Genomic DNA, 16289 nt, shown 5'->3' with positions numbered 1-16289 from the left:
TGATGCTGATCTACCGCATCGCGTTCATCGTCGCCGGGCTCGCCCTGATCGGCTGGGCCCTGTACGAGCGGTACCGGCAGCAGGTGATGGCCAAGACCCCGACCATCGGGGCCGGAGACGTCGGCTCGGTGATCGATCCGGGCCGCGAGGTCGTCGTCGAGGTGCACGGCACGGCGGCGCCCGGCCCGGCGGGGCCGCTGCGCTCGCCGTTCACCGACACCCCGTGCGTGTGGCACCGGATCAGGGTCACCCGCCGGTACACCGAGTGGCAGCGGCAGAAGGACGGCGGCAGGAAACGGGTCACCAAGGAAGAGGAGATCTTCGACACCCAGTCGGGCACGCCCTTCGCGGTCAGCGACGTGAGCGGCCGAGTGCCGCTGCATCCGGGCGACAAGCGCCCCGACGGCGCGGCCAGAACGATCAACGTCTACGAGGGCGCGCACGGGCCGGTCGGGGATCGGGCGAGCGCGCTGGGCGTACGACTGGGCCGTGGCGAGGGCTCGACCCAGGGCAACCGCTTCCAGGAGTGGGTGCTGCGCGAGGGCGACCCGGTCTACGCCCTGGGCGCGGCCAGGCAGGTGGACGGCGTGCCGTCGATCTGCGCGCCTGCGACCCCGCCGTTCATCATCTCCACCAGCAGCGAGGCCGAGTTGCGCACCCGCTCCAGGCTGACCGCGGCGTTGACCTCGGTGGGCGGGGCGCTGTTGCTGATCGGGACGGCCGTCTGGTGGATCATGGCGCCGTCGGAATAGGCTTTCCGGCATGGCACGTTCACTGGTGATCAAGGTGACCGCGGGAGCCGACGCCCCCGAGCGATGCAACCAGGCGTTCACGGTGGCGGCGTCGGCGTTGGCGAGCGGGGTCTCGGTCTCGCTGTGGCTGACCGGCGAGGCGTCGTGGTTCGCGCTGCCCGGCCGGGCCGCGGAGTTCAGTCTGGCCCACGCCGCCCCCTTGCAAGACCTCCTGGACGCCGTCCTCGCGGCCGGGCAGGTGACCCTCTGCACGCAGTGCGCGGCCCGCCGCGACATCACGGTGGACGACCTGATCAAGGGCGTCCGCATCGCGGGGGCCCCGGCGTTCGTCGAGGAGGTCGTCACCGAGGGCGCGCAGGCCCTCGTCTACTGACGGGCTACTGACGGGCTACTGAGCAGGCAGCACGGCCGCCAGGCGCTCCTGGCGGAGCCGGTCGTACCAGGTGTCGTCGAGCGGGGCCAGCGGCCCGGTGGCCCAGCTCAGCAGCAGGTCGGCCAGGGCCGGGTTGCGGGCCAGCGCCGGGCCGTGCAGGTAGGTGCCGACGACCCGGCCGGAGTAGCAGCCCTCGGTGCCGTCGCCGTTGCCGGTGCCGACGATCGTGCGCGACAGGGGCCGCACCGCCGACCCGAGCCAGGTCACTCCCATGTGGTTTTCAAAACCGGTCAGCATCGGCAGGCCGCCCAGCTCCGGCGCGACCTCGGCGGCCAGCTCGCCGACCGCACGGGCCTTACCGCGCCCGCTGGCGATGTCCAGCAGCTCGATGCCGGGCACCGGCTGCCCCTCCTCGCCGCCGAACGTGGTGCCGAGGATCTGGTAGCCCGCGCACACGGCCAGCACCGTCGCGCCCCTGGCCACCGCCCGGTGCAGGCCGCCGTCGCGGCGCAGCCGCTCGGCCCCGAGGATCTGCGGGCGGTCCTCGCCGCCGCCGATCAGGTAGATGTCACCGGTCTCCGGGACGGGATCGGCCGAACGCACGTGGACGGTCTCCACGGGGATGCCGCGGCGCAGCGCGCGCTGTTCGAGCACCAGCACGTTGCCCTGGTCGCCGTAGGTGCTCAGCAGGTCCGGGTAGATCCAGACGATGCGAAGGGCGCTCTCGGTGCGCCTGGGGTCATTCTGCACGGCCGAACTCCGTCCGGATGTGTTGGAACGCGGTGTAGTTGGCGATCACATCGACCCGGCCGGGCGGCTGCGCGGCCAGTGCCTCGGTGAAGTCACCGGCGAGCTGGAACGGCACGCCGGCCGTGTCCAGCCGCAGGGCGAGGTCGAGCTTCCGTTCGCCGGTCACGAACACCGGACGGCCGCGCAGAATGCGGTAGTCGACGTCCCACAGCCAGGAGGTGTCGCGCCCGTCGGGGCCCTGCGCGTTGACCGCCAGGATGATCGGCAGCGCGGGGTCGGTGACGTCGAACGCCTCCAGCCAGCCCGCCGGGTTCTTGGCCAGCAGCAGCCGGGCGTGCCTGCCGTCGCGTTCCACGGTGGTGTAGCGGCCGGCCACCGAGCGGACCTCGGCCAGCTTGGGCAGCGCCCGCTGCACCGGTACGCCGAAGATCTCCACCACCGCCAGCGCCATCACCGCGTTGGCGCGGTTGGCCTGGCCGGGGAGCTGGATGTCGAGCGGCCAGCGCTGCCCGCGCGGGTCGATCGCCACGTCGTGGTCGAGCACCCAGTGCGGCTGCGGACGCCTGAAGGTGCACTCCCGGCAGGCCCAGTCGGAGTCCTTGCGGTCGAGCGGGCCGCCGCACTCGGGGCAGCACCAGGAGTCCTCCTTCCAGCGCTGCCCGGCGGCCACCCAGATGACCTGGCCCGCGGTGGACGCGGCCCAGGTGACCAGCGGGTCGTCGCAGTTGGCCACGACGTGGACGGGCTTGCCCGCGACCGCCCGCCGCCACTTCTGGGCCAGCAGCCAGATCTCGGCCGCGCGGTCCATCTGGTCGCGGCTGAGGTTCATCAGGCACAGCACGCTCGCGCCCGTCGTGTCGAGCACGTCCGGGAGGTACTTCTCGTCGACCTCCAGCACGCCGTACGGCGCGCGCTTGGCCTGCGACAGCGCCGACACGTGCCCGGCCGGCATGTTGGCGCCGAAGGCGTTGGTGGCGACCTCGCCGAGCTCCAGCAGCGCCGAGGTGATCAGCCGGGTCGTGGTGGTCTTGCCGTTGGTGGCGCTGACCAGCACCAGCTTGCGGTCCTGCGCGAGTTTGCGCAGGAGGTCGGGCTCCAGCACCAGGCCGACCCGGCCGCCGATCACCGAACCGTCGCCACGCCCGGTCATGCGGGACAGCGTGGCGGCCGTCCGGCCGAGCGCGCTGGCGACCTGCGCCCTGAACGGAAGCTGACTCATGACGTCCGATCCTAGCCCTGGATCGGGCTCGTCGCCCCTCGCCGTGTAGATCATGGCGACACCCGCACGATCGGCGTGTACGGCGGAACGGACCTCGGCATGCACGCGGCCAGCACGACCGTCAGTGTGATGGCGCCCATCACGAACAGCGCTCCGGCGACCAGCACGACCCCGAGAAAGAATGTCACTTTTCGTGGCATATCAACCACTCTACGCTACTAGCCGGTAAACGAAATCTCCGCCTCCGCGTCGGAGTCGCCGTCGAACGGCATGACGAACCGGCGCGGCCACGACAGCACCGTCTCCAGCCAGCTCGCCGCCATCGTCTGGGCCACGTGGCCGACCCGCTGCGCGGGGTCCACGCCGATGGCGACCGTCATGATGTCGCGTCCCACCACCGCGTGCTCGTCGTCGCCCAGGATCGCCCGCCAGGCCAGCGCCCGGTTGCGGTCCACCTCCATGGACATCGGGTGGTGCCGCAGCGCCTTGGCCCGGTGGCCGAGCAGTTCGCCGCCCGCGGGCGTCTCGGGAGCGTGGATGTACGGCCTGCCGTGCGGGCCCGCGCCGAACAGCGCGTACTCCATCGGCGGCGCGGGGCTGCGCAGATCGGGCGCGGGATGCCCGTGGGGGAACAGCCGGTCCACCTCGTGCAGCCAGCGGACCTGCGGGATCACCCACTCCGGCCCCTGGCGCTCGGTGAGCCGCCGCGGACCGCTCCCGGCGGCGGGCCGCGGAGCGAGCAGTTCGAGCGCGACCTCCGCGGCCTTCTGGGTCAGCAGGTCGGGGTCGTACAGTGTGCGCAGCGACCAGGCCCGCCGGGCCACGCCGCGCTCCACCAGCGTGGCCAGCAGGCACTCGCGGCGGCGTTCGGGCAGCTCGGACCAGATGTCGGCGAGCACCCGCGGCACTCCGGGCAGCGGCCGGTTGGTGCAGAACGCCAGCACCAGCGTGTCGGTCCAGATCCGCAGCCAGGCCCACTCCGGCGCGTCGGCCAGCAGGTCGGCCTCGCGCAGCTCGAACAGCGTGCACGCCTTCCCGCTGCGGCAGGCCGCCCCGCAGGCGACCGAGCGCCGCCCGTCGATCGGCGGCGTCGGTCCGGGCATGGCCCGCTCCCGCCCCTCCCCCAGCGGCACCTGCACCCGCAGCGGCCGGTCCATCCCGTCGGCGAACACCGCCGCCACGCCCGGCGACAGCGACACGACCTGCCTGGACTGCTCCTCGCTGAGGTTCATCGCCGCGCCGACCAGCAGCCGGTCGTCCTCGGCGGGCAGCCGGTGGACCACCTTCAGCGCGGTGTTCTTCACCACGTCGGCGACCAGCTTGGTGGGGATCTGCTCGGCCACCACGATGCCCTCGCCGTACGCGCGGATCTCGGCCAGCATCCCGGCCAGCAGTTCCACCGCGTGCGTGCTGGCCCGGCCCTCGCCGCGGTGCCGCAGCAGCCGGTGGGCCTCCTCGATCACGATCACGTGCCGCAGCCCGGTCGAGCGCTCCTGGCGGGCCCGCATCCGCAGGTGCTCCACGATGCGGATGATCAGCGTGCCCATCAGGAACGCCTTGTCCTCGTCGTTGGCGACGTCCTCGATGGCCAGCACCACGTTGCGGCGCAGCAGCCCGCCGATGTCGGCGGGGTGCCCGCCCTCGAAGAACCGGCCCGCCGACCCGACCCGCAGGCTGCGCAGCCGCAGCCGGATGAACCCCTCCACGTCGGCCTGCACCTCGCGGCCGTAGCCGATCTCGTGGATCACGTCCATGGCGTGCGCCTGGAGCTGTTCGAGGGTCGGTACGGCCGGCCGTACCGCCGCCCCGGGGATGCCGCCGCCGGTCACCACGTCCCACCCGTTGGCCTCATAGACCCGCTGCAACGCCAGCGACATGATCTGCGGGAACGGCTCCTCGGCGTCGAACGCCGCCATGAACAGCGCCCTGACCATGTCGATGTGCGCCTGCACCGGATAGCCGGGCTCGGGCGCGAGCGGGTTGACGCTCAGCGGCACCGTGTCGGGGGCGGACGGGTTGATCACGGTCACCTGCCCCAGGTGCTCGACCCGCCCGGCCATCGCCGCGTACTCCGACTTGGCCGGCTCGATCGCCAGCCACGGGATGCCCGCCGAGGTGAGCTGTTCGAGCAGGTGCCGTACGGTCTGCGACTTGCCCGAGCCGGTCGCCCCGGTGACGAACGCGTGCCGGTTGAGCGTGGCCAGCGGCACCCGGAACGCGCCGACCGCGCGGTCCTGGCCGTCCACGATCGCGCCCAGGTCGATCAGGTCGCCGGCCGGGGCGCGGGCGTCGGCCTCGCTGGTCACGTCGAAGTATCCGGCGTCCAGCACCCGCACGCCGGGCACCTCGCGCCGGGGCAGCCCGGCCAGCGCCGCGAGCGCGCCCGCCGTCGCGGCGAACGGCGCCGCCGCCTCGTCGGCCGGGTCCTCCACCCCGATGGTCAGCGCCTCGGCCAGCCCGTACACCGACTCCCCGCCGCCGGAGGGCGCGCTGCGCAGCCGGTACGGGTGCTGGCTCATCTCCACCGAGCCGACCAGCACGGGCGCGATCTGGCGCAGCTCCTCGGGGCTCGCCGCCCCAGCGAGCACGCGAACGTTCCACAATCCGGCCTCGCGGAAGGCGTCCAGCTCCTGCATCCGCCGCTCGGCCCGCTCGGCGTCGTAGCGGCTGCGCTCGGAGGCGTCGCCGTACTGCCGCAGCACGTTGAGCTGGGTGCGCAGGTGGGCCACCTCGGAGTCGAGCAGGTCGGTCGGCTCGGCCACCACCAGCCAGCCGAACGGCCGGGACATCAGCGTGACCAGCGTGGACTCGAACAGCGTGGGCAGCTTGATCTCGTCGGGCGCGGGCTCGCGGCGTCCGCCCAGCGGCGGGGCCTGCCGTCCCGGGCACGGCGTCCAGACCAGGTCGGCGAAGTCGTCGAGCCATTCCGGCCCGATCGGCACCCCGCGCGCCCCACCGGGGAAGAGCAGCGGCTGCGGCCCCGCGGGCGTCGGATCGGCGGGCGTGTCCGAGGCCCGGCGCGGCGGTCGCGGCGGGGTGAGCGGACCGGCGTTGGTGATCAGTTCGAGCGGGCTGCCCGACCCGCGCGACAGCCATCCGATGACGAACGGCCGGCCGCGCTGCGCGGCCGAGAGCACGGCGGGCAGCACGGTGACGAAATCCCACTCCGCCGACGAGCTGCGCGTCGGCGCGGCGATGGCCTGGACCTGGTACCACGGCCCGCAGAGCGGATGGCCCACGTTTGAAGGCACGCTCGGCTGCATGTGACTCCCGCGCTCGGCGACTTTGCCTGTCCCGCCGCCGCCGATCCCCCGGTGAGCGGCGGCGAGGCGTCTTACCATGACATCGATTCAGGTCCGTAGTCCATCGACCACCTTGCCACCTGCGGCACCGGTGGCGGGAGCGGACCGGCGCGGTTCAGCGGCGGCGACGCCAGTCCAGCCGGGCGGGGGGCGGCCCGAGGTTGGGCGGCACCAGGTGTGGCGGTACGGGCGTCTCGACCCGCACCTCGCCGTTGCCCGCGCCGTCGGGGCCCGGCCACGGCGGGTCGTCATCGCCCTCCGGCGGCAGGGGCGGCTGCTGCTGTTGCTCGGGCACCCGCTGGAGGGCGTCCTTGACGTCTTCCAGCTCGCCCAGGGTGGTGCGGGGGAAGGTCAGGATCGCCGGGTTGGCGTCGGCCAGGCGCACCCGCCTGCCGGTGGCGGTGGCATCGGTGACGATCACCGACGTGGTCGGGAGCTGCTGGAGCTGGTGCGGCTCGACCAGGAACTCCCGGGAACGCTGGAGCACCCGCTCGGTCTCGCCGCCGATGGCCTTGCTCGCCGCCCTGCCCCACTCGGTGGACTCGGTGATGTCCTCGCGCAGGTCGGGCTCGGCGGGGTCGCGGCCGGCCTCGCCGTCGTCGTCGAGGGCGACCACGGTGGAGGTGTAGCCGCCGTCCAGGCCGTCCACGGGGGCGCTGATCGTCTCGGTGAGGGTGGCCAGCTCCAGCCGGTGCTCGGTACCGACGTGCTCGCTGGCCACCCGGGCGTCCTCGGCGTTGCCGAGCCGCATGAACGCCACGGCGGCGTGGCCCCGGCCCAGGCGCTCCTTCACGGTGGGGGTCAGGCTGCGGTAGGTCAGCACCAGGCCGGTGCGGGAGGTCTCGCAGGCGTCCATCAGCCGGTCGAGGACGTCGCCGCGCAGCTTGTCCGCGCCCGCGACGATGATGGTGTGGTACCACGGCCGGTCGGAGGCGGGCGACTGGCGCAGGATGTGGGTCAGCGCGGTGGCCACGTAGGTGCCGAGCACCCGGTTGCCGAGCACGCCCGCCTGGCGGTCCATGCTGATCACCCGCAGCCGCGCGGGCGGCAGCCGTACGGCCTCGCTGCCCAGCGTCTCCAGCTTGCGAAGCTGCGACTCCAGCGCCCAGGCCCGCTCGATGACCACCCGGTCGCTGACCCCGCGCCCGAACAGCGTGCCGATCTTCTCCAGTTGGGCCGCGGTGATCAGGCCGAGCCGAAGGTCCTCGCGGGGGTCGCCGACCTGGGCCAGCGCCCGCAGGGCCGCGGTGACCTGGTTGATCGTGGCGTTCTCGCCCAGCACCTCAAGGACCCGCTCCAAGATCGCGTTGTCGAAGGACAGGTCACGGGTGGTGTGGTGCTCCTCGCTGACGCTCACCACGTGCGCGAGCACGTCGGCGAACGCCTCGGGCGGCAGCGTCGCGCCGAGGTCCAGCCGGGGGAGGTCGACCGGCAGCACCCAGACCAGCGGGTCGTCACCGCCGCGGGTGGCCAGCTCGATGAGGTCCTTGGCGATGGCCCCCTCGGACAGGTCGAGCACGGTCAGGTGGCCGCCGCTGTAGAGCCGGGTCGCGCCGATCAGCGTGATCAGCGCGGACCACCCCGGCAGCGTGCCGCCCGCCACGTCGATGCGGTCGATCTCGTCGGGGACCGCCACCGCGTACCAGGACACCTGCTGCTCGAAGCGGCGTTTCTTCTCCTCCCAGTCCCGGTAGCGCCGGGCGTGCTCCTCCTGGGCCTGGAACAGCTCGTGCTCACGCTCGCGCCGCAGGCGGTCCTGTTCGGCCTGCTTCTCGGCCACGCGGTGCCGTACCGCGCGGTTGCCCTGGTAGATCGCGTAACTGGTGAAGATCGCGACGCCGCCGGTGGCCGCCAGGCCGATCAGCGCGAACGACCAGCTCAGCATCTCGGTGACGCCCAGCGCGAAGATCATCAACGCGACGATCACCATGAAGGCGCGGAAGATCCGCACCGGGCGGTTCAGCAGGTCTTCCTGAAGCTTCTCCCTGCGGACCCACTCGGGATCGACGGCCGGGAGCGGACCGGGGACATCGCCCGGCGAGGGACGCTTCGGCGGCGGCCCCGGGTCGGGGTACAGCAGCACGTACTGCCAGCCCAGGTAGATTCGGTCCGCCTGGAGCTGTGCGTGCTCGGGATGCACGTCCGCCACGGGGACCTCCGGCCGCCAATCGTCGCCTTCGAGACAGCGTATAAAGGCCCCGTCGGCTTTGGGGCCGGGTTCTGCCCAATCAGCCGGATTTCCCCGCGATCTTCTAGCCCAGCGGTCCCATGCGTCTCACCGGCACGCCGGGTGCCGCCGCGCCCCAGCGCCGTACCGGCCGGGCCCCGTTGGCCATGCTCCGCCTGGGGAGGGCCCTGGACGATGGGGCGCCCTTCACCCCGGCGAGGAAGGAGTGCCACTCGCCGGGGGTGAAGACCAGGTGCTCGCCGTCCCGGACGGCGACGACGCCGTGGAGGTTGCGCGCGACCTCCACGCACTGCCCGCCGTTGCCCGCGGAATGGGAGGATTTCCGCCACTCCGCGACACTCAGGTCCATTCCTCCCTGACCTCCCGGATCATGCGCAGGGACACGTGCTCAGGGTAAGCCCAGCGCCTGATCGCCTCGTATCGGTTGGAGAGAGAGGCAAGGATGTCGCGATTGGTGGAGATCCTGCCCTCTGCGGCGGAATCGGTGTAGGACGCGTCCGGCTCGCCCTCCGGCATCTCCGCGATCATGAACGTGCCCGGCATGCCGGCCAGGCAGCCCGGATCGACGACCTGGATGCAGACGTTGGGCAGCTTCGCCGCGGCCAGCAGCCGGTCGAGCTGGTCGCGCATGACCTCGGGACCGCCCACCCGGCGGCGCAGCACCCCTTCGTCTATGAGCACCAGCAGATAAGGCGGATCGCTCCGGTCGAAGATGCGCTGCCGCCGCAATCGCGCCCGGACCCGGGCCTCCACCTCCTCTTCGGTGATCCGCGGACTCTGCGCGAAGACGCATCGGGCATACTCCTCGGTCTGGAGCAGCCCGGGGATCAGCAGCGGATCCCAGGAACGAATTACCTTGGCGGCCGGCTCGATCTCGTCGACCCAGCCCAGAAACCAGCTAGGGCCCCCGGTATGGGAGAAGATGCGCTTATACAGCAGCGTAAAGTGCTGTTTCTTGGTTAAGCCGAACATTTGGTCTAACCGCTCGGCGTCGGACTGCGACGGTGTGCGCGAGGCCAGTTCGAGACGGCTCACCTGGGTCTGCGTACAACCCAGGCGTGCGCCGACCGCGGCCTGCGACCACCGCGCTTCCCGCCGCAAGCGTCGCATTTCCGCACCGAAGCGGACACGTGGAGACTCCGGGTCGGGGGTTGACTCGGCACCCACTTACAGCCTCCCAACAGTATTGGCAATCTGCTGTGGACCGCAGGGTCAAACCAATTCTAGGCCATGGGAATCGGTGTGCAGTCATCTTGGCGGCACGGCGGGCATGAGAAATGAGAAAGCCCACACCCGGACGCCATAGGCAATCTGGGAAGCGCTGTACCCATTCAACAGCGGAGACACCGCTCGACCAGTCCCTAAACACCATAAAAGCATGAGTCGCTCCCATAGCCCGGCAACCCGCCCACACTGGCCACATGGACCGACGCCCATCGGCCCCTCGCGCCGGAACCGGCCACGCGGGATGCGGTGACCCAGGTCACCGCGTGGACGGTCAGAATCCCCGTCAACGGCCAGGCCATACCGGGCGGTGTCCGGGGACGTCCAGGCGTACGCCAAGGCCGCCGGTGGAGCACAACGGGCGTTCGCCGCAAATCTGGACACTAGCCCCACTAACATGCTCTGTTATGACGTCACCTCCCGGCGGCGGCAGCCGTAAGAAGCGACCGGTGCTCGTGCCGGTGATCGCGGTCCTCCTGGCCACGGGCATGGGGGCCACGGCGGTGCTGGGAGGGCTCGACCAGGTGCCCGACCCGCCGCCGGCCGCGCTCGGCCCGGGCGACACGCTCGACCAGGGCCAGTTCGCCACGCAGTTCGTGGAGTCGAAGTTCGTCGCGGTGCCGCCCCCGAACCGGTTCACCAAGGAGAAGCGGTTGATCGACCTGGTGTTCAAGGTCACCAACCTGGGTGAGAAGACCGTGCAGGTGGGCAGCCCGCCCGCCCCGGGCCGCCGTCCTTCCTTCTTCACCTTCTTCGGCGGTTCCGTCCTCAGGACCGAGCCGGAGATCGAGTCCAGGTCGGGCGGCACCGCCATGGTGCTGACCCGGGGCGGTACCGAGTCCAGGCAGCTCCATCCGGGGGTCCCGGCCACCGTCGTACTCCGCTACGAGCTGGACCAGAAGGCGCGGGTCCCGGACAAGCTGGTGCTGCACATGGGCTCCTTCGAGATGCAGGAACGGTTCCCGTCCAAGGTCGCGGAGTGGACCTCCCTGATGGAGGAGGCGGACCAGAAGAGCTACGCCCCGGTGGTGGTCGCGAAGGTCACCCTGCCGGTCGAGCGCGGGGAGGCGTGATGACGGAGGCGCCCTCCTCTGAAGGGCCCCGGTCGCGGCGGCACGCGGGCGGGCGGCGGCGGGCCGTGACCCGAGGGAACGGCAGGGTGACGAGTACGGTCGCGGGGGTCGCGCTGGCCGCCGTCGCGGTGACCCTCCAGTTCCTCACGCTGACGCCCGAGGAGAAGGCGGCCCCGCTGGCCTCGACCGGTGCGCTCCGGGAGGAGATCGCGACCGGGCGGTACTCCGCCAAGGTCGAGTCGGTGACGGCGGCCACGTCCATCGAGGTCCCGGACCGGGGCAAGGGCAGGCTCGTGGAGGGCGACGGGGTGTTCCTGATCGTCCAGGCGTCCGCCACGGTCCCGGCCGAACCCATGCACCTCGACGCCGAGTTCGCCGCCGCCGACGGCCGCCGCTTCCTGACCACGGACAAGGTGGAGATCGATGACACCCTTGCCCAGCCCTGGATCCAGCCCGGGTGGTGGGCCAAGGGCGTCTTCGTCTTCGAGGTGCCACGGGAGGCGATCGCGGGCGGCAGCGTCGTGGTGACCCCGGATCGGGAGAACGTGCTGATCGAGCCCTATCCTCCGGCGGCGGTGATCGATCTGGGGCTGGACGAGGCGGCGGCCGGCGAACTGGTCGCCAAGGCGCAGAACCCCTACAAGCTCACGCGCGGGAACTGACTCATGGACGGCAACCGGCAACATCCGCAAGACCCCCGGCGCCCGCAGCGGCCGTCCGGCCCCGACGACTGGTTCGGCACCCGGCCCCCCACCCCACCAGGCCCCAATCCCCCCACCGGCCAGGCCCCGGGGCACCCCCGGCCGCCCACGGACCACACCCGACCGCCCGGCGGTCACCCCCGGCCGCCCACCGGCCAGGCCGCGGGACACCCCCAAGCGCCTGCGGGGCCCCGGCGACCGCCCACGGACCACGTCCGGCCACCTGGGGGACACCAGCGCCCGGCCACGGATCATGCCTGGCCGCCCGCCGGGCGTCCGCAGGGCCCCCCTGGCCCGCCGTCCGGCGGTCCCCCGCAGGCCGCGCGGCCTGAGCCCGAGCCTGAGCCTGAGCCGCCTGCCGAGCAGGGCGGGCGGCGGGGGCGGCGACGGCGGACGGGGCCACCGCCGGAGCCGGCGCAGGCGCGGCGGCATGAGCAGGTGTGGCCGCCCGCCGTACCGCCGGGGCCCGAGCAGGACGACCCTTTCCAAGCCTCCCGCGATGACACGACCCCGCCGCGAACCCCCCGCTCGAAGCGGGCCGGGTTGCGCGTAGCCGCGCTGGGCGCGCTCGCCGTGCTCGCGTTCGGGGCGCCGACCGTGGACCGCTACCTGGTCCATGTGGAGAACTTCGACCGGGACGTCGTCCACACCGTGCCCGCGGGCAAGCCGCTGACCTTCCTGAACGTCTCCTGGCAGGTCGCCGTGCAACGGACTCCCCCGCCGAAGGGCACCAAACCCCTCCCGCCCGAGCGGACCTGGATGAAGGTCAGCGCCACGAGGGTCGCGCTGAACCAGGACGGGGCGCTGCGCGACACCAAGCCCGAGGTGGAGCTGACCGACGACGACGGCAGAAGCTGGCAGGTCGTGGACCTTGAGAACAACGTCCCGACCGACGTGGCCGAGCACAAGCTGCGCACGCCGTACGGCTACACCTGGCTCGGCATCGTGCCGACGGCGGTGGCCGACCGGGTGCGCGTACGGCTGAAGCCCAACGCCTACCGCCACACTTCCGAGACCGACATCAGGAAGGCCGCCCAGGGGCAGCAGGAGACCTACGACGTGTTCGAGTTCGGCCGCTGATCGTCGGCCGCCTCGCCGCGGTCCAGGCCGAGGGCCCGCGCCCGGGTCGAGGCGATGTCGAAGGTCGCGGCGAGCAGGCACATGGTGAGCACGGTGATGAGCAGCTCGGCGAGCAGGAACACCGGCCAGGCGAGGACCTGCCAGAAGTACGGCTCGGTGGAGCCGATCAGGTGCTGCACGCCGCGTACGCCGTGGTCCACCAGGAACCGAAGCCCGACGTAGCACAGGCAGAACAGGCCGAACAGCGGCGCGCCGCCGCGGACGGTGAGCCGCAGGGCGTGCGCGATCGGGATCCAGCGGTCCTGGAGCCCACCGGTGATCTTGGTGATGGCCTGCCTGGTGAGGTTGTGCGTCTGGTCGTAGCGGCCCGCGACGCCTTCCACGCGGGTGCCCCTGATCGCCGCCCTGGTGTCGTTGATGTCCGCGCCGAAGACGAGGATGCCGACGGCCAGCCAGGTGAGCGGGAGGACCATGGCGTCCACGATGTACGGCCAGACCTCGCCCACGAACCCCCAGAACGCCTGCCAGCCGGGGATCTTCTCCTCCGCCTGCGTGATCATGTCCCGGGTGCCCGCCACCGCCGAACGGTGGTACATCCAGTCCGAGCGTTCGTTGGCGATGGTCAGCGTCGCGTTCAGCCCGAAGAAGGCGAAGGCCAGCTCGGCGAACGCGGCCACGGACCCGGAGAAGGACCCTTCCCCGTTGTCGTAGCGGCGGCTGAAGATCAGCCGGACCACCCAGGCGACGATCATGACGCCCAGCGAGACCCGTACGTCCAGGTCCAGCAGGCCCCGGCCGGCCGTACTCTCCCGGCCCTCGAAGTAGGCGTTGAACGGCTCGCCGATGCGGTGCATCTCGTCCAGCGCCACGAAGTCGCGCGCGTCGTCGGAGAAGAAGCCCCAGGTCAGGTAGATGACCGCGAACGCGGGTGCGACACGGTCCAAGGCCACCAGGAAGCGCTCGTCACCGCCGCCCTCGGCGCGCCTGGCGCGGATCTCGGCCAGCGCGCCGCGCAGCGTGTGCAGCATGCCCACCGTGACCACCATCTGCAACGCCACGATGATGGTGAAGATCAGCATGGTGAGCACCAGGCGGACCTCGCGGTGGTCGCCGTGCGAGATCTCGGTGCCGATGTAGAGCAGGGCGTATCTGGCCACCTGGCCGCCGAGGTACCACAGCAGCAGCCCCACCCCGCAGGTCGCGGCGAGGCGCGCGGTGTGGGCGGGGAGGGAGTAGGGCGAGGGGACGGCCCGCGTTCTCGCTCGTTGCGGGGCGGGGCGCGGCGGAGCAGCCAATCCAGACGTACCAGACATCCAGGGCATCGTATCGATCCCGTCACGGCCATGCGGGCAGGTCCATGAAGACCGGACCGCAAACCCACACAAACCGCCACAAAGCCAGAGCACCGGCCCCCCTGCCCGGAGGACCGGCGCTCGCACCCCGATGAACGGTCGTGCTCAGATGGCGTGCTTCAGATGGCCGGGCTCAGACGGCGACCTGGAGCTTGGCCACCTCGCCGCGCCTGGCCTGCACGGCGACGTCCTTGGTGACCCCGCCGCCCGCGATGATGCGGACGGTCCAGTCACCCGGCGCGGCGAAGAAGCGGAACACTCCCTCGTCGGACACCACGACCTCGCCGGTGAACTCACCGGAGGAGTCGAGGAGGCGGGCGTAGGCGGTCGAGGCGCCGGACACCACGCCCTGGATCACGGCCTGGGTCGACAGGTCGACCCCGGCGGGCAGTTCTGCGGTCTGTTCGGGTGCGGCGCACCCGTCGGCGAAGGTCATCGCGCTTCTCCAAGCTCGATCGGCACGCCCACGAGCGAGCCGTATTCGGTCCAGGATCCGTCGTAGTTCTTGACGTTGGGCTGCTCCAGCAGCTCGTGCAGCACGAACCAGGTGTGCGCCGAGCGCTCCCCGATGCGGCAGTAGGCGATGGTGTCCTTGGCGAAGTCGACCCCCGCCTCGCCGTACAGCTTGCGCAGCTCGTCGTCGGAGCGGAAGGTGCCGTCGTCGTTGGCGGCCTTCGACCACGGGATGTTCCGGGCGGTCGGCACGTGCCCGCCCCGCTGCGCCTGCTCCTGCGGCAGGTGGGCGGGGGCCAGCAGCTTGCCGGAGAACTCGTCGGGCGAGCGGACGTCCACCAGGTTGAGCTTGCCGATCGCGTTGACGGTGTCGTCGCGGAAGGCACGGATGGCGGTGTCCTGCTCATGGGCGGTGTAGCTGGTCGCCGGCCGCTCGACCACGTCGGTGACCAGCTCGCGGGAGTCGAGCTCCCACTTCTTGCGCCCGCCGTCGAGCAGCTTCACGTCGCCGTGGCCGTACAGCTTGAAGTACCAGTAGGCGTAGGCGGCGAACCAGTTGTTGTTACCGCCGTACAGGACGACGGTGTCGTCGTTGGCGATGCCGCGCGCCGAAAGCAGGGCCTCGAACCCGGCCTTGTCGACGAAGTCGCGGCGGACCGGGTCCTGGAGGTCGTTCCTCCAGTCGATCTTGACAGCGCCACGGATGTGGCCCTTGTCATAGGCGCTGGTGTCCTCGTCGACCTCGACGAGTACGACACCAGGGGTGTCGAGGTTGGCCTCGACCCACTCGGCATCCACCAGGGACGCGGCGCGGCTCATGAATTCCTCCGGTTCATCGGGTTGCGGCAGGGGTCAGACGGCGAATGATCAGATACATCTCGCAGCCGAGGCAGAAGCCGAAAGCGGCATTGAGAAATGCGGCGAAAAGGGCGACGGCGGTCGCGCCGACGGCCAGCGGCGTGACCTGCACGACATACCCGACGATTCCCACGACGGCGAAGACCAACCCCACGGCTTGCGCGAATCTCGGCGGCGCGGCGTCCTCCAGCTCCTTCGGCGGGCTCTTGACGAGCCGTTGGAAGACCGGCCGGAAGGGTGATACCCCGGCCACGCCCAGCGCGAACAACAGCGCCTGCGCGCCGAGCAGCCAGACGTTGCCCGTCACGAGGACGAGCGCGAGAACCGAAGTAGTGATCGCCGCTGAGAATCGAAGGGCTCGGGGATCAACCTGCATCGCGGGGTGCTCCTGATGGTGTCGAACAAGTGCGGCATAGGCCGCCAGATCGCCCGTTCAGGAAGCGGGACAGAGCTCAGTAGTGACGCGGCAGAAATCGACCGCCCGTCGCTTGGTAAGCAGCTCTGTCCTCGGAAGCACGGTGACGACACTACCCGCCGTGACGCCGTCTGTCACATCCCCCGTCCGGTTTTTGAGACGCCGATGTAGGAAAGCCGCTAAGGTACGGCATTTCACGATCTTCCGTTGTCCACCGCGAGACCCAGCGCCGCGATCACGTCGGCCTTTCTGGGCAGGCCGGCGGCCCGCCGTACGATCGTCCCCGCGGCGTCCAGGACGAGCACGGTCGGCGTGCGCAGCACGCCCAGCTCCCGCACCAGCTCCAGCCGCGACTCCGCGTCGATCTCGACATGCCGCACGCCCGGCACCATGGCCGTCACCTCGGCGAGGACGCGCCTGGTGGCCCGGCACGGCTGGCAGAACGCGGTGGAGAACTGCACGAGCGTCGCACGCTCGCCCAGCTCGGCACCGATGTCATCGGCGGTCAGCACGGGCCCTCCCCGATCGGCCATCCGGCCCTGGCGCAGC

Annotated in this window: 17 protein-coding genes; 5 read left to right on the top strand and 12 right to left on the bottom strand. The window is 71.4% G+C overall.

Annotated features, from left to right (window positions below; translation table 11 throughout):
• The first annotated feature begins 2 nt into the window (after nt 1-2).
• Together ACH34R_RS04255 and ACH34R_RS04250 are read left to right on the top strand one after the other, a co-directional pair.
• Complete coding sequence (locus tag ACH34R_RS04255) at nt 3-752, top strand: GIDE domain-containing protein (RefSeq protein ID WP_397559965.1); 750 nt, start codon at nt 3-5, stop codon at nt 750-752.
• A 10-nt stretch (nt 753-762) separates the two neighbouring features.
• The gene (locus tag ACH34R_RS04250; RefSeq protein WP_397559964.1) at nt 763-1125 is read left to right on the top strand and encodes a DsrE family protein; all 363 of its coding nucleotides are present in this window, start codon (nt 763-765) and stop codon (nt 1123-1125) included.
• A 15-nt stretch (nt 1126-1140) separates the two neighbouring features.
• On the opposite strand, the gene ACH34R_RS04245 is transcribed toward ACH34R_RS04250, so the two are convergent.
• From ACH34R_RS04245 to ACH34R_RS04215, 7 genes are all read right to left on the bottom strand, one after another.
• Nucleotides 1141-1875: a type 1 glutamine amidotransferase gene (locus ACH34R_RS04245; protein ID WP_397559963.1), complete on the bottom strand. Its 735-nt coding sequence runs from the start codon at nt 1873-1875 to the stop codon at nt 1141-1143.
• On the bottom strand, nt 1865-3094 hold the full coding sequence (locus ACH34R_RS04240; RefSeq protein WP_397559962.1) for a MurT ligase domain-containing protein: 1230 nt from the start codon (nt 3092-3094) through the stop codon (nt 1865-1867). Before ACH34R_RS04240 ends, ACH34R_RS04245 begins: the two co-directional genes overlap by 11 nt.
• 50 nt (nt 3095-3144) lie before the next feature.
• On the bottom strand, nt 3145-3282 hold the full coding sequence (locus ACH34R_RS04235; RefSeq protein ID WP_397559961.1) for a hypothetical protein: 138 nt from the start codon (nt 3280-3282) through the stop codon (nt 3145-3147).
• Nucleotides 3283-3312: 30 nt separating this feature from the next.
• Nucleotides 3313-6345, bottom strand: coding sequence for an ATP-binding protein (locus tag ACH34R_RS04230; RefSeq protein ID WP_397559960.1), 3033 nt, complete (start codon nt 6343-6345; stop codon nt 3313-3315).
• A 166-nt stretch (nt 6346-6511) separates the two neighbouring features.
• Complete coding sequence (locus tag ACH34R_RS04225; RefSeq protein WP_397559959.1) at nt 6512-8545, bottom strand: hypothetical protein; 2034 nt, start codon at nt 8543-8545, stop codon at nt 6512-6514.
• A gap of 103 nt (nt 8546-8648) precedes the next feature.
• The gene (locus ACH34R_RS04220) at nt 8649-8933 is read right to left on the bottom strand and encodes a DUF397 domain-containing protein (protein ID WP_397559958.1); all 285 of its coding nucleotides are present in this window, start codon (nt 8931-8933) and stop codon (nt 8649-8651) included.
• Nucleotides 8924-9751: a helix-turn-helix domain-containing protein gene (locus tag ACH34R_RS04215; protein WP_397559957.1), complete on the bottom strand. Its 828-nt coding sequence runs from the start codon at nt 9749-9751 to the stop codon at nt 8924-8926. Before ACH34R_RS04215 ends, ACH34R_RS04220 begins: the two co-directional genes overlap by 10 nt.
• A gap of 464 nt (nt 9752-10215) precedes the next feature.
• Here ACH34R_RS04215 and ACH34R_RS04210 point away from each other — a divergent pair, with 464 nt between their 5' ends.
• The 3 genes from ACH34R_RS04210 (at nt 10216) to ACH34R_RS04200 (ending at nt 12662) form a co-directional block, all read left to right on the top strand.
• Nucleotides 10216-10881 carry a hypothetical protein gene (locus ACH34R_RS04210; RefSeq protein WP_397559956.1) on the top strand — a complete coding sequence of 222 codons (666 nt, stop codon included), beginning with the start codon at nt 10216-10218 and terminating at the stop codon, nt 10879-10881.
• Between the two features lie 86 nt (nt 10882-10967).
• Nucleotides 10968-11543, top strand: coding sequence for a hypothetical protein (locus tag ACH34R_RS04205; protein WP_397559955.1), 576 nt, complete (start codon nt 10968-10970; stop codon nt 11541-11543).
• A gap of 582 nt (nt 11544-12125) precedes the next feature.
• The gene (locus ACH34R_RS04200; protein WP_397559954.1) at nt 12126-12662 is read left to right on the top strand and encodes a hypothetical protein; all 537 of its coding nucleotides are present in this window, start codon (nt 12126-12128) and stop codon (nt 12660-12662) included.
• Here the strand turns inward: ACH34R_RS04200 and ACH34R_RS04195 are convergent.
• The 5 genes from ACH34R_RS04195 to ACH34R_RS04175 form a co-directional block, all read right to left on the bottom strand.
• Nucleotides 12635-13975, bottom strand: coding sequence for a hypothetical protein (locus tag ACH34R_RS04195; protein ID WP_397559953.1), 1341 nt, complete (start codon nt 13973-13975; stop codon nt 12635-12637). The two genes, ACH34R_RS04200 and ACH34R_RS04195, sit on opposite strands and share 28 nt — an antisense overlap.
• 172 nt (nt 13976-14147) lie before the next feature.
• Complete coding sequence (locus ACH34R_RS04190; RefSeq protein WP_111169713.1) at nt 14148-14450, bottom strand: DUF1416 domain-containing protein; 303 nt, start codon at nt 14448-14450, stop codon at nt 14148-14150.
• Nucleotides 14447-15286, bottom strand: coding sequence for a sulfurtransferase (locus ACH34R_RS04185; protein ID WP_397559952.1), 840 nt, complete (start codon nt 15284-15286; stop codon nt 14447-14449). Before ACH34R_RS04185 ends, ACH34R_RS04190 begins: the two co-directional genes overlap by 4 nt.
• Before the next feature lie 13 nt (nt 15287-15299).
• Complete coding sequence (locus tag ACH34R_RS04180) at nt 15300-15701, bottom strand: DUF4395 domain-containing protein (protein WP_397559951.1); 402 nt, start codon at nt 15699-15701, stop codon at nt 15300-15302.
• Between the two features lie 233 nt (nt 15702-15934).
• Entirely contained in the window at nt 15935-16273 is a 339-nt protein-coding gene (locus ACH34R_RS04175; protein WP_397560452.1) for a TlpA family protein disulfide reductase, read from the bottom strand.
• Nucleotides 16274-16289 lie beyond the last annotated feature (16 nt).

The sequence above is a fragment of the Spongiactinospora sp. 9N601 genome, assembly GCF_044326295.1.
Taxonomy (GTDB): Bacteria; Actinomycetota; Actinomycetes; order Streptosporangiales; family Streptosporangiaceae; genus Spongiactinospora; species Spongiactinospora gelatinilytica.
The sequence above is the reverse complement of the archived record's forward strand: the minus strand, read 5'-3'. Positions and strand labels throughout refer to the sequence as shown.

Bases quoted from the DNA above. Each gene is read 5' to 3' on its own strand.
- ACH34R_RS04240 (WP_397559962.1), bottom strand. From the start codon at position 3,094: ATGAGTCAGCTTCCGTTCAGGGCGCAGGTCGCCAGCGCGCTCGGCCGG.
- ACH34R_RS04210 (WP_397559956.1), top strand. From the start codon at position 10,216: ATGACGTCACCTCCCGGCGGCGGCAGCCGTAAGAAGCGACCGGTGCTC.
- ACH34R_RS04255 (WP_397559965.1), top strand. From the start codon at position 3: ATGCTGATCTACCGCATCGCGTTCATCGTCGCCGGGCTCGCCCTGATC.
- ACH34R_RS04220 (WP_397559958.1), bottom strand. From the start codon at position 8,933: ATGGACCTGAGTGTCGCGGAGTGGCGGAAATCCTCCCATTCCGCGGGC.
- ACH34R_RS04250 (WP_397559964.1), top strand. From the start codon at position 763: ATGGCACGTTCACTGGTGATCAAGGTGACCGCGGGAGCCGACGCCCCC.
- ACH34R_RS04175 (WP_397560452.1), bottom strand. From the start codon at position 16,273: ATGGCCGATCGGGGAGGGCCCGTGCTGACCGCCGATGACATCGGTGCC.
- ACH34R_RS04190 (WP_111169713.1), bottom strand. From the start codon at position 14,450: ATGACCTTCGCCGACGGGTGCGCCGCACCCGAACAGACCGCAGAACTG.
- ACH34R_RS04185 (WP_397559952.1), bottom strand. From the start codon at position 15,286: ATGAGCCGCGCCGCGTCCCTGGTGGATGCCGAGTGGGTCGAGGCCAAC.
- ACH34R_RS04195 (WP_397559953.1), bottom strand. From the start codon at position 13,975: ATGTCTGGTACGTCTGGATTGGCTGCTCCGCCGCGCCCCGCCCCGCAA.
- ACH34R_RS04180 (WP_397559951.1), bottom strand. From the start codon at position 15,701: ATGCAGGTTGATCCCCGAGCCCTTCGATTCTCAGCGGCGATCACTACT.